Origin of the sequence: Paenibacillus kobensis NBRC 15729, from assembly GCF_004000825.1 — a bacterium.
GTDB lineage: Bacteria > Bacillota > Bacilli > Paenibacillales > Paenibacillaceae > Paenibacillus_T > Paenibacillus_T kobensis.
Genome location: NZ_BILZ01000001.1, coordinates 309282 through 322303 on the forward strand (window position 1 = coordinate 309282; position 13022 = coordinate 322303).

Annotated in this window: 9 protein-coding genes; 5 read left to right on the forward strand and 4 right to left on the reverse strand. The window is 49.6% G+C overall.

The window, feature by feature from the left end; all coding sequences use genetic code 11:
* Window positions 1–202 precede the first annotated feature (202 nt).
* A complete protein-coding gene (locus tag PKO01S_RS01345) occupies window positions 203–1774 on the forward strand; it encodes a BtrH N-terminal domain-containing protein (protein ID WP_164779414.1) in 1572 nt (523 codons plus the stop codon).
* Window positions 1775–2036: 262 nt separating this feature from the next.
* Here the strand turns inward: PKO01S_RS01345 and PKO01S_RS01350 are convergent, their stop codons facing one another.
* The 4 genes from PKO01S_RS01350 to PKO01S_RS01365 form a co-directional block, all read right to left on the reverse strand.
* Complete coding sequence (locus PKO01S_RS01350) at window positions 2037–2405, reverse strand: hypothetical protein (protein WP_127529476.1); 369 nt, start codon at window positions 2403–2405, stop codon at window positions 2037–2039.
* A 161-nt stretch (window positions 2406–2566) separates the two neighbouring features.
* Window positions 2567–3070, reverse strand: coding sequence for a DinB family protein (locus PKO01S_RS01355; protein WP_127529477.1), 504 nt, complete (start codon window positions 3068–3070; stop codon window positions 2567–2569).
* 178 nt (window positions 3071–3248) lie between these two features.
* A complete protein-coding gene (locus PKO01S_RS01360; protein WP_127529478.1) occupies window positions 3249–3845 on the reverse strand; it encodes a hypothetical protein in 597 nt (198 codons plus the stop codon).
* 87 nt (window positions 3846–3932) lie between these two features.
* Entirely contained in the window at window positions 3933–4367 is a 435-nt protein-coding gene (locus PKO01S_RS01365) for an NUDIX hydrolase (protein WP_127529479.1), read from the reverse strand.
* Between the two features lie 286 nt (window positions 4368–4653).
* On the opposite strand from PKO01S_RS01365, the gene PKO01S_RS01370 reads away from it, so the two are divergent.
* The 4 genes from PKO01S_RS01370 (at window position 4654) to PKO01S_RS01385 (ending at window position 12955) form a co-directional block, all read left to right on the forward strand.
* Complete coding sequence (locus tag PKO01S_RS01370) at window positions 4654–6624, forward strand: hypothetical protein (RefSeq protein WP_127529480.1); 1971 nt, start codon at window positions 4654–4656, stop codon at window positions 6622–6624.
* A 123-nt stretch (window positions 6625–6747) separates the two neighbouring features.
* Entirely contained in the window at window positions 6748–8733 is a 1986-nt protein-coding gene (locus PKO01S_RS01375; protein ID WP_127529481.1) for a hypothetical protein, read from the forward strand.
* 1 nt (window position 8734) lies between these two features.
* Window positions 8735–10696: a hypothetical protein gene (locus PKO01S_RS01380; RefSeq protein WP_127529482.1), complete on the forward strand. Its 1962-nt coding sequence runs from the start codon at window positions 8735–8737 to the stop codon at window positions 10694–10696.
* Window positions 10697–10711: 15 nt separating this feature from the next.
* Complete coding sequence (locus PKO01S_RS01385) at window positions 10712–12955, forward strand: hypothetical protein (RefSeq protein WP_127529483.1); 2244 nt, start codon at window positions 10712–10714, stop codon at window positions 12953–12955.
* Window positions 12956–13022 lie beyond the last annotated feature (67 nt).

A 13022-nucleotide genomic window follows, 5' to 3' on the forward strand; every position in this document is an offset into this window, starting at 1 on the left:
GGGATCATGTCGATGAACATACGTATTTATCCAGATGGTGATTTTTATGATACTTGCGTTTTCAGGAACCAGTCAAGTAATAATTTTCTAGTATAAATCAATGTGACCAAACATTTACAAGCCTATGAAACTCCGCTAAGATAACCTTGATTACCGGAGGTCGCTAGGCGGCCTTTGTACTAGTGAGGAGGTCATGATGAGGATGAAAGTGCTTGACGTTGAACCCGTCAAGAGCGCTGGCGGGGACTGCTTCGACGATGTGATCGTGACCTTGGACGGCTGGTACCGAAGAGGCTATCAGCTCATGTACGCGAACGCCTTGAAATTCGAATGGGCGCCTCCTTCGCCGGGGGCTACATTCGGCAGCCGGATGCAGACTGGGGTTGCAGATACGATGACGCTGCTGGGTCAATTTCATGGCTTCGACACTCGGGTGATCCGTAATCTCTCTCCGCAAGAGGGATTGGATCTCATACGTGAACAACTAAACAAAGGAAATCCAATCTGTCTAAATTTCGACACTTTCTATTGTCCGTGGGATTTGCATTTCGGGAAATTTCACCATTTTATGCACGTCATGATTGCCGTTGGCATCGATCCGGCTACAGAGGAGCTGCTCATCGTCGATCCTTTCTTCTCGAAGAAGGATCTTCGGATTTCGATGGAACTTTACGAGGGCGGTTTGCTTGGGATTATGACCGTCGAACCCTCCCCCGGCTGGACATTCGACCGAGAACGGCTGCTTAACCGGCTTCGCTTCCTGCTACAGGAGCATTTGGACCAATCACCGGGCCATTTTCACCGCTTTGCGGACGAGATCGGCGATATTGACTTTGAGTTAGAAGCCGAGGAAGGCAGTTCCCGCTTCATAGCAAGCCCTCTGTTCATTATGCTGAACGTCCTTAGCACAGCACGGATCAACTACGCGTCTATGTTGGAGTACGTTGCAGATACGTTCGACGTTCCATCTATCGCGTCTTGCTCAGAAGAAGTTCGCCGGCTAAGCAATGCTTGGAGCACGGTGCGCGGCATGCTTGCCAAGTTGAACTTTATGCCTCCTGAACGCCGAGATGCGAAGATGATGGCCAGCCTCGGCGTCAAAATCCGCAACGCGGTAGAAACGGAGATCGGTGTGCTGCTTCGTGTGCTTGCTTGCCTCGATGGCGAAAGTCAATTCTCGAATGCACAAGTGGCGGCTTCTTCACTCAATGAACAATCGACACGATTCGTCACATCTGTCGACATTAGCAGCCTTTGTAACATACGAGGAATCGACAATGGACGCGGAACGGCAGATGTCGACGACGATGGTCATTGCTATGGACGAGACGATGTTCCGGAAGACAGGCTACTTCAGATCGAGAAAATGTCCTTCCTGTTCCCTGCGAGCAAGGATGATACGGAGTGCGATAATTTTGCTTGTTACGGACAGAGTATCGCGATCCCGAAGGATCGCTATAACGGTTTAATGGTTCTCGCGAGCAGCCAATACGGCGGCAGCGAAGATATGTTCACGATCGAGTACGAAGACGGAACAAGCGAGCAAGTGAAGCTCGGTTTCGCGGATTGGTGGAGCCCCTTCCCGATTGCAGGCGAGAAGATCGCCTTGTCGGCAACGCTGATTCGTAATACGGTCGGCCCGACAGATAATACGGTGTATCTGTTCGCGAACGAAGCTTCACTAACGCGCACCGAGTCGCCAGCCGTTCGGCTCATCATGCCGACGATGCCGAATCTGCATGTGTTCGCTGTTTCTTTGTGGAAAGAGGCTTAAACTGAAGTTTTGTTTTTGAGGGCAATCATTACAATTGTCAGCAGAAAGTATAAGACGGGGTGACTTTTTTCCACGCGGGTTGTTTAATTAAAACAGCGGCAGCTAGGGACGAGAAAATAAGGCCCTATACTGTCGCTGTATTATTAAGCTATCGTTTCCCGATAGGGAGTTGAACTAAGGCGGTCGATCATTTTCTGACGGACTGCCTTTATGTCTTTTTTATGCTATCGTTCTCCGTTAGCGGAATAACTTGTTGCAACAATTAGACCAAATTCCCTTGTATCAAATCGTTCTTAGCCATTTCGAAAGCTACTGCGATTTTAATCTGAAACGTTTTACTAAGCCCCTTCATCCAAATCTCAATTGGATACACATCGACTATCGGAGAAATTGTATTGTCATAACGGTTCAGTTCAATTTTAATAACTGAATGAGTATCAACAAGAAAACTAATGATATCCTCACCTTGATCAGGTGTCCAAGATAAAACGTGCGCTGTCTTCATCTCGGGAAATGTCTTTCTAATTATATTTAAAAACCTATGCATGGAGAGATCATTGAACAAGTGAGATTTTGATGCCATTAATTCGTCTCGATATGTCTTTTCTGTCAAAGTCCCTTTGAGTTTCATGTAATGCCTGCTTTCCTTAAAGATGCGATCCATTCGCGATTCCGGCTAATGAATTAACTCTACTCTTATATATTCAAGATAGGTGCCACGCTAACCTGCCCACTATCCTTCTCCTTCGTAAACTACATACCTCTAGAAAGTTCCTGATGTCGATTTAAGTGTTATTCCCAGACTAGTTTCCCCTTCCTCATTTTTGCAATGTAAAAGATTTGTCCAGTGTGACTAGGTAAATGCCTGAATTGATGAAGAAGCATTTCTAAAATTGTGGATTGATTATCTAACCCGGCACTGCTGAACGTTGGAAAGTTTAAATAAGGTTGATCCAGCAACTTTTCTGGGTTTGCTTTTATGATTTCAAGAACTTGTATGACGCTGTCATATGATTTCTTTAGACGTTCCAATGCTTGCTCTTTTGTCATTTGCAGTCCGCGTTCGAATTCTGTACTCCTATCTTCAATATGAGGAGCACCAAAGTATGCGGTTTCAAACCATTGATACAAAGCCCCCGAAATGTGTGCTACTAAATTTGCGATGCTGTTGCTCTCAGATGTAGGTGACCATACGATATCATCATCCGATAATTGTTCAATGGCAATACGAGTCCATTTCTGGTCTGCTTTGTATTTCCTTAAGAGAAGCTCAATCACTATAGTTGAACTATCCAAATCCCTTCACGCTCCCATATTTTCTTCAAAGTTTGCCAAACGCATGTTCGACTGTAAAGGATGACAAGGCTCTGTTATACCTAATCTTGGATTAACCGACCACCATGCTACACTGCCCATTAGATTAACGCAGTACCAACAGTCTAGAACTTTATTCTCCATTCATTTATTCGAACCGTTATTCACCTTGAAGACTAATGAAGTAGGGCGAATCCAATTGTTTAAACACTTCAAGTGCTGCAAGCTTCTGATACTTCAATCCCGAATGCCAAGATTGTAGTGCACAATGTACTGCAAACTGAGATTTTATTATGCCTAGCGCTAGTAACGATCTGCGTTTCACGTATTCATGTTGATCCTCATAATACCGAACAATTAATCCTTCAGCTTCTGGATGAGTCGAAAAGCATTCCGTTAAGTAATGAGCCAGTTGCCATTTGGTATCGGAATCAGAATAGCCTATACCTTCATTTGCTAAAAAGAGCAAGCTTTCAGGGAACTCAGCCAGTTTATGAATGAGCATTTCCGTTTCATTATCTCTTCCTATAATGTACAACAGATTATTAATTGTAACCTGATCCCAGGAATGACACATGGTTGTTTCAATTATAAAATCAAATATTGTATTAAGAAGAGTCCAATTGGGGTACAAGGCCTCCCATTCCTTTACCTGCTTGGTGGTCTTAGACCAGTTCCAGAATGCATCGACCTGTTCATCAAATTTCTGATAAATATTTTTTTCAGGGTCATGTAATAAACTGTACCAATCTTCCATACTTCCCCTCCATCACACGGCATAATTTATCTAAATCATCGATTAGTTTAAACGATAACTTCGACATCCCATAACCCTCCGTACCGTCTATTCAAGACCTTGCCCTTTCAGCAGCTTAGCCGCCAAAGAAATATTCTCTCTCAGAAAACCCGGAAGATTCATATCATTAATAATCTCTTCAGTCGTTCTGCACAACACTTGGTCCACCTCATCACTGCTCTTACAGTAAGGCTCGCCTGACTTATGCCGGCACAAGAAGACAATATCAATGACATGAACCCCGGAATCCGATACGAATGAGGAGCTGTTCACGTAATGCAAATCCGTTACCTCGCAGCCGACTTCTTCGAATATTTCACGATGTAAAGTTTTTTCTAAAATGTCCGATGCGAAGCCTTCCGCTTCGCATCTTCCGCCAACTAACGAGAGAGTGCCTCCCGCATGCTCTTCTTTCTCGCTGCGCCTGATAAGCAGCCATTGACCATTGCGGCGGATGGCGCCTTCTACATTGACAACGAACATCGATTAATCCTCCCTCCTCCTTCGAGCTAACCTAATCCTGATGCTGCTTCGAGCTCCAATAAACAGGATTGTTTTCTTAATACCTAATATCAATTTATTCCATCTGAAACAATTATAGCAACCTAATAAACGGATATGAATCGAATCGCCCTTCTCTCTTTCGAAGCTCCCGCCAGCGATTAACAGCATAAGCTTCTTGCTCTCTTTCTATTAATTTGAGATGATCTATACGAGTCGAATTATGTAACAATTTCCATTACGGAATCTATGATAGGAGACCGATTAAATGAACGCTTTGACTCTCGATCTTATAAACCGTGAAGCAAACAAGCCCGTACTCTATCAAACGAATGACCCTAGCCGGAACGAGCTTACGCTCATCATTAGCAATAATACAGGAACGACGCTAACGTTTGATTCGGACAGCAGGCTGCGTATCGGCTTCGCGAATCTGCTAACGTCAGGCGAAGTAGAAGCAATAACCGTTGCGGATGCCGAATGGCACTGTACTGCCGCTCATTCGTCTCGCGGCGCAGCGATTGAATTAAGCGTCAGGACCCCGTTGCAGCTCGACAATGGGTCGAGCAAGAGGCTGACGGTTTCGGTCCCGACAGTCAGCGGACAGCCGACATCCGGCAATGTGACCTTATTCTATACCGATGTGACTGGAGCTGCTGACGACGAAACGGTATTACGTTTCTTTCTTATTAAGCTTCCATCCGGCAACCCGGTCATCCCGCTGGATTGCGGTTGGCTCGCAAATATGCCGGCCGTTGTTAATGTATCGTCCGATCTCGATCACTTACTGGCCAATTCTCTAGGCTTTTACTTAAACAACCGATCTGATGAAGCCCTGGCGAAGTCTAGCGCAGCAGGGTTAAATCCGCGGTTTATGATCAGCTTCCCGACCATCCCTCGCCCAGATTCTCATGATCCTGTTCCGGTGCTCGGGTCGAGCGCCCTTACCTATGACGATCTGGCACAAGACATTTGGATTCGTGTCATCGGCGACGGTGTCAATCAATGGTCGCTTGCTCCCTCCTACGGCTCCTCTAACGAGTCGCTGATGTGGGAGTTGAAGCCGTTAATCCCGGACATTCTCGGCGGCGGCCAGTCGGTGGAGATCATCATGGATCATATTCGTACGGTTCTGCCGCCGTTCACTACTTCTTTGCATATCCAATATCTCGACATACCAGGTTATGATGACGGTTTCCTCACGCTGCATCTGCAAAAAAGCAATCCTCTTCCCGGCATCCTGCTCTTCTATGCCGAAGTCGCTAATATCGATCTTGGCGAGTCGGCCATATTGAGTTGGAACACGTTCGCTATCCGTTCTTTAGAACTGTCCTACTCGACAGGCAACAAGACGGTGGTTAAGAGCAGCGACAATGGCGATATTCAGCTTCATGAGTCGAGTTTTAAAATTACGACTGCTAGCACGACCACCTACACCTTGACCGCCTATACAGACTCAGGGGAATGCGTTCAACGGCAGCTAACGGTTACGGTCAACCAGTTGCAAGTTTCGATGGGCATTCAACCGCTGTCGCTGGCTCCGGGAGGCATCGCACGATTAACGTGGGAAGTAACCGGTTCCGACCAGGATACGTGTGTTCTTGAGCCTGGATACATTACGCTGCCTTTGTCCGGCACCGATTACCCCTTGACGGTCACGGAAACGATGACTTATGCCATTACAGCCTATAACAGCAAGAGGAATCCTCCTTACTTATCCGCCGAGACGACCGTCAGCGTACCGCCGGCATCCATTGTTTCATTCACCAGCAGTCCAAGCGTGACGAATGCAAGTGGTGCTCCCGTCGTACTTGAATGGAAAACCGAATATGCTTCCAGCATAAGTTTGGAGCCATCCGATCAACTGGAACCCCCAATCGATACTCATCCGCTCCAAGCTGTCGACAGCCGAACCGTTCGCCCGTGCGAAGATACGACTTACACCCTCACGGCATCGGGCATTAACGGAGCTGTTCAGAGGAATGCCGCGGTAGAGATCCATGCATTAGAAATTGTATCGTTCACGATGGAACCAAGCGCTCCTGCTATTGGAACCGTTTTTACATTGAGGTGGGAAACGAAATGGGCGGACAGCGTAACGTTGAACGGATTACCTCTCGATGTTAGCGGATCGGTTCTCTGTTGTGCAGTTGAGCCAAGAAATTACAGCTTTAATCTAATCTGTTCAAGGCAGGATGAAGCGATTGTTGCCACTTTAGTTCTCAACTACGGTTCATAGAAGGACAAACGGGAGAACGCCAAATGACTCTTGCTCTGCGTTTATTTATTTGAGATGATCAATCCGAATCTGTTCCGCATGCAGCAATTACCAGTTGATAGAGTATGAAGGAGGCCGAAATAAATGAAAGCCTTGACTCTCGATCTTAAAAATCGCGAAACAAATAAACCCGTTCTCTATCAATCGAACGATTCTTCCCGGAATATGCTGACATTGAAAGTCAGTAATCATACGGGAACAGCGGTCACGTTTGAATCAGGCAGCAAGCTGCGAATCGGCTTTGCGAATCTATTGTCCGCAGAGGAAGCGAAAGCGGTAGCCGTCATTGAGGCCGGATGGCAATGCGCTCCCGCTCCATTATCCCATGGTGCAGCTGTTGTATTAACCGTCACGAAACCGCTGCAGCTCGCCGCTGAGGCATGCGTAAGCCTAACCGTTACGATTCCTTCCGTTGGCAAACAGCCGACTTCCGGCAATCTGACCCTTCTCCATAGCGGCGTAATCGGAATAGCAGACGATGAAACGGTCCTTCGCTTCTTTATTTTGAAACCTCCATCCGGCAATCCGGCCATACCGTTAAAAACAGGCTGGCTCACGGATATGCCGCCAATCGTGTACATCTCTTCGGACAACAAGCACTTGCTGTCGAGCTCGTTAGGTCTGTTCATCTACAACGATTCCAGCACACCGCTCGCGAAGCCTGCCGCAGCGGGCTCGAATCCGCGGTTTCTGATCAGCTTCCCGACCATTCTTCGGCCCGATCCGCATGATCCTGTACCGGCACCGGGATTGAACGCGCTGACTTACGATGATCTAGCCAAAGACATCTGGATGAAAGTGATCGGTGACGGCAACAACCAATGGACGCTTTCTCCCTCCTATGGCTCTTCCAATGAGTCGCTTGTCTGGGTGTTGAAGCCATTGAGTCCGGGCATTCTAGGCGGCGGCCAATCGGTGGAGATTATTATCGATCATATCCGTACCGTGCTTCCGCCGTTCGTAACTTCATTGCATGTACAGTACGTTGACATTCCCGGCTATGACGACGGTGTCCTCACTTTGCATTTGCAGAAAACCGACCCAAAGCCCGGTATCCTGCTCTTCTATGCTGAAGATGTAAATATCGATCTTGGCGAAGCTGTTTCACTCAACTGGAGTACGTTCGCCGTTGATTGCTTGGAGCTCTCCTACTCGGTTGATGACAAGACCATTGTAAAGAGCAGCGAGAACGGTGATATTTTGCTGAACGAGAAGAACTATAGGCTGGCGCCGAATAAGACGACGACCTTAACCTTGACCGCATATGCCAACACAGGGGAATGCGTGCAGAAACAACTCACCATTACCGTCAATCAATTAGAAATTTCGATGGGAATCCAGCCGATGTCGCTAGCGCCCGGCAGCACCGCGACATTAACGTGGAAGGTCAGCGGTTCAGATCGGGACAAATGTATACTTGAGCCCGGCTTCATTGAACTGCCCTTATCCGGAACGGACTACCGCCTAACTGTCAATCAAACGACAACCTACACGATTACAGCCTACAATAGCAAGCGGTCACCCAATTATTTGACCGCGCAGACGACAGTCAGCGTACCGCCGGTATCTATCCTTTCATTCGCCAGCAATATGGACACACCTGTCAAAGGGGAAGCGCCTGTCGTATTGTCGTGGAAGACCGAATATGCTTCAAGCATCAAGCTGGAGCCTTCGGCAGAGTTGGATCCGCCAATTCATACACACCCGCTTCTGCCGGTCGACAGCAGGACCATCCGGCCGCGTCATGATACGACTTACATGTTGTCAGCGACAGGCATCAACGGCACGATCCAAAAGAAGCTCGAGGTGAAGGTCCAGACCGTTGAGATCGTTTATTTCAGAGCGGAGCCGAACGACCCGCTCCCGGGACAGTCCTATAAGTTGAGTTGGGAGACGAAATGGGCAGACTCCGTCATGCTGGACGGCGTTCCGCACCCCGCGAAAGGATCGGTCTCGATCTGGCCCCCGAGATTTCCGACGAATGTCCACTATACGCTGGTCTGCACGGGTTACCCTGGCACGATCTCAGAGGAAGTCTACATCATGTATGGACCAATAAAAGGAGAATAATATGTACTCGCTTACAATCGACTTCAACAACCGTTCGACGAAAAAGCCGGCATTCTATCAATCGAATGATCCTGCTCAGAACGAACTGACGCTCACGGTAAGCAACAATACGGGCAGTCCCGTTACTTTCCCGGCAGGCAGCAGCCAGTTGCGGATCGGCTTCGGCAGCCTGCTGTCTACTAAGGAAGCGAACGCAATAACGATCAGCGATGCCGGGTGGTCGGTATCGCCGGACAACGCCTCGCGTGGCGCTGCCGTCGCATTGAGTCCGAAAAGTGACGTTCAGCTTGGCGTCAACGCGAGTTTCAGTCTCAATGTGACCCTCCCTTCTGTCAGCAAGCAGCCTGCCTCCGGCAACTTGACGATCCTCTGGTCGGGTGTAACAGGAACAACTGACGACGAGATCGTACTGCGCTTTTTTATTCTGAAGCCGCCTTCCGGCAAACCGGTTCTCCCCTTGAACGCGGGTTGGCTGTCAAGCATGCCGGCTGTCGTGTATGTATCTGCTGACTCGAACAACTTGCTCGCGAACTCACTCGGTCTGTTCTTGAGCAATGCGTCCGGTTCGCCCCTTGCGGATCTGAATGCGACCGGTACCAATCCCAGGTTTCTAATCAGCTTCCCGACGATTGCTCGTCCCGACCCGAATGATCCGTTTCCGAATCCGGGCATGAATGCGCTCACCTATGATGACTTGGCGAAAGACATTGGGATGCGGGCGATCGGAGACGGCAACAACAACTGGTCGCTAACGCCTGCTTACGGCACTTCCAACGAATCGCTCGTCTGGGAGCTGAAGCCGCTCACTCCGGGCATTCTCGGCGGCGGTCAATCGGTGGAAGTCATCGTCGACCGTATTCGAACGGCGCTGCCTCCGTTTACGACGGTAATGCATATCCAGTATGTCGACATCCCCGGATACGACGACGGCATTATTACGCTTCATTTGCAAAAAAGCAGCCCGGAACCGGGCATCATGTCCTTCTATTCCGAAGCAACGAATATAGAGCTCGGCGACTCGGCGACGCTGAACTGGAGCACGTTCGCAGTCCGTTCCTTGGAGCTGTCGTACTCCATTGACGATCAGACGATCGTGAAGAGCAGCGACAATGGAGACATTTTGCTAGACGAAACCGGTTATAAGCTGCCATTGAACCAGTCCACGACATTCACGTTAACGGCTTATGACATGATGGGACAGTGCGTGCAGAAACAGCTTATCATTACCGTTCACCAGTTAGCGATATCGATGGGCATTCAGCCGCTCGTATTGGCACAGGGAAGCACCGCAAAGTTATCCTGGAAGGTAAGCGGATCGGATCAAGATACTTGCATTCTTGACCCTGGCGGCATAATGCTGCCGCTATCGGGCACCGACTATCGGCTGACCGTCATGGAAACGACCACCTACGCGATAACGGCCTTCAACAGTAAGAGAAATCCTGCCTGCCTGTCCAACGAGACGACCGTTAGCGTGCCGCCGGTATCGATCGTATCGTTCACTAGCGATTCGACTAAGTTTGAGGGACTCCCGATCAGACTGTCATGGAATGTCGAATATGCTTCCAGCGTCGAGTTCGACCCTATAGAACTAATGATCCCTCCTCGTGAAACTCCGCTCCGGCCAGTAGACCGCTGCGAAGTCCTCCCGCAAAGGAGTACAACCTACACCTTGACCGCGAACGGTTTCAACGGCCCTGTTCAAGCAAAGGTCGAGGTGCAAGTCATACCGGTTGAGATTGTATGCTTCAAAGTAGAGCCGAGTGATGCGGTCACTGATAAGCCGTACAAGCTAATCTGGGAGACAAGAGGGGCAGATCGTGTAAAGTTGGACGGAAACTTATGCAGCGAGAGCGGATCCATTCTCATAGAGCCAATGGCTGGTATGACAATTCGCACGCATTTGCTGATCTGTGACGGCTTTCCCCCAATGGAAGCACATATCATTGTAAAAAATAGGTAATGACGGGAGGATGACATGCACTCACTTTCGATTGATTTCAAAAACGTTACGACAAAAAAGCCGGCATTCTACCAATCGAATGATCCAGCCCAGAATGTACTGACGCTCACGGTAAGCAACTATACGGGCAGCGCCGTTACTTTCCCGGCTGGCAGCAGCAAGCTGCGCATTGGCTTCGGCAGCCTGTTGTCTGCTGCAGAGGTGAATGCCATAACGATCAACAGAGATGCTGAATGGTCGGCTGCGCAAGATAACGCCTCGCGCGGCGCAGCTGTCGTATTGAGTCCGGTAAGTGATGTTCAGCTTGGCGTCAACGCGAGTTTCAGTCTCAATGTGACCTTCCCTTCCATCAGCGAGCAGCCTGCTTCCGGCAACTTGACGATCCTCAGCTCTGGTGTCGAAGGAACGGATGACGACGAGAACGTTCTGCGCTTTTTTATTCTGAAGCCGCCTTCCGGCAAACCGGTTCTTCCCTTAAACGCGGGGTGGCTGTCAAGCATGCCGGCCGTCGTGTACGTATCTCCTGACTCGAACCATTTGCTCGCAAGCTCACTCGGTCTGTTCCTGAGCAATACGTCCGACTCCTCGCTTGCGGCGGATCCGGACAGTGCCGGTTCCAATCCAAGGTTTCTAATCAGTTTCCCGACGATTGCCCGTCCTGGCCCGCATGAACCGCTTCCGAATCCGGGCATGAATGCGCTCACCTATGATGACTTGGCGAAAGATATAGGGATGCGGGTGATCGGAGACGGCAACAACAATTGGTCGCTGACCCCTGCCTACGGCTCATCCAACGAATCGCTCGTCTGGGAGTTGAAGCCGCTCACTCCGGGCATTCTCGGCGGCGGCCAAGCGGTGGAAGTGATGATCGACCATATTCGAACGGTACTGCCTCCATTTACGACGGCGGTACATATCCAATATGTCGACATCCCCGGATACGACGATAGCATTGTCACGCTTCACTTACAGAAGAGCAACCCGGAACCGGGTATTATGTCCTTCTATTCCGATGCGCCGAACATTGAGCTCGGTGACTCGGCGGCGCTGAACTGGAGCACGTTCGCCGTCCATTCTTTGGAACTGTCGTACTCGGTTGATGGCAAAACCGTCGTAAAGAGCAGCGACAACGGAGACATCGCTTTGCAGGAGAGCGGATATCAATTACCGCTGGATAAGACGACAACCTATACGTTGACCGCGTACGCGGCAACCGGAGAGAACATCCAGAAGCAATTGACGGTTACGGTGAATGAGTTGGACGTGTCGATGGTGATTCAACCTTTAACGCTCGAACAGGGCGGCATCGCCAGAATGACATGGAAAGTAACCGGCTCCGACCAAGCAACTTGTACGCTGGATCCCGGAGGAATTCAACTCCCGTTGTCCGGTTCCGATTATAAGCTTCAAGTCGACGCAACGACCTCATACACCATTACAGCGACGAACAGCAAGCGTCAGCCTCCTGTCTCCGTCGCCCAGACGACCGTAAGCGTCATGCCGGTCCATATCAATTCATTCGTCACCAACCACAGCGGCCCCGTCGATGCGGGAACAGAAGTTCTCCTGTCGTGGGATGTAGATTTTCCTTCTACGCTAATGTTGGTGCCTGCAGACGGCTTGAATACGGAAGTCTATACTGCACTCCAGCCGAAGGACAGCGTTACGGTACGACCGAGAAACAATACGACTTACACCTTAACGGCAACCGGCTTTAATGGTCCCGTCCAACAGCAAGTTCACGTCATGGTCAACTCGGTGGAAATTACAGAATTCTCCGTCAGCCCGAGCAATACACAACCAGGTGCCCCGGCGACATTGAGTTGGGCTGCGAACCGGGCGGTGACAGCATCGTTGGACGGTCAAACCCCGCTCGCTCTGCCTGGCGGTTCCATGACGGTCAATCCTCAGAGGGACACCACCTATACGCTAACATGCACAGGACCGAACGGTCCGGTGTCGAAATCAGTCACGCTGACAACCAATTGTGTGAAGATCACCGAGCTGTATGGCATTTGCATTGAAGAGCAGCAGGGCTATTGCATGTGGTCAGGGGCGAAAATTCAAGTCCATTGGACCGTAGAGAATGCTGCCGCTGCCGTGTTATATGATATAAACGATCAGGTACCTATCCCCGTCGCATTCCAGAGCGGACAATTCGTTTTTAGGCAGGCTAACGGCACGCATAAGTACCGATTAATCGCCGAAGGACCGGCCGGTCCGGTACAGCAGGATTTGGTATGGTCCCACGAGGATTGAGCGCGCTGCTTCGACATTCAATATTTATCAAGATGCGTGCCGCTATGGCCGCAGCAAGGAGGATACG

Excerpts from the sequence above, each read along its gene's own strand:
- PKO01S_RS01350 (WP_127529476.1), bottom strand. The coding sequence starts at position 2,405 with ATGAAACTCAAAGGGACTTTGACAGAAAAGACATATCGAGACGAATTA.
- PKO01S_RS01365 (WP_127529479.1), bottom strand. The coding sequence starts at position 4,367 with ATGTTCGTTGTCAATGTAGAAGGCGCCATCCGCCGCAATGGTCAATGG.
- PKO01S_RS01370 (WP_127529480.1), top strand. The coding sequence starts at position 4,654 with ATGAACGCTTTGACTCTCGATCTTATAAACCGTGAAGCAAACAAGCCC.
- PKO01S_RS01380 (WP_127529482.1), top strand. The coding sequence starts at position 8,735 with ATGTACTCGCTTACAATCGACTTCAACAACCGTTCGACGAAAAAGCCG.
- PKO01S_RS01375 (WP_127529481.1), top strand. The coding sequence starts at position 6,748 with ATGAAAGCCTTGACTCTCGATCTTAAAAATCGCGAAACAAATAAACCC.
- PKO01S_RS01345 (WP_164779414.1), top strand. The coding sequence starts at position 203 with ATGAAAGTGCTTGACGTTGAACCCGTCAAGAGCGCTGGCGGGGACTGC.
- PKO01S_RS01385 (WP_127529483.1), top strand. The coding sequence starts at position 10,712 with ATGCACTCACTTTCGATTGATTTCAAAAACGTTACGACAAAAAAGCCG.
- PKO01S_RS01360 (WP_127529478.1), bottom strand. The coding sequence starts at position 3,845 with ATGGAAGATTGGTACAGTTTATTACATGACCCTGAAAAAAATATTTAT.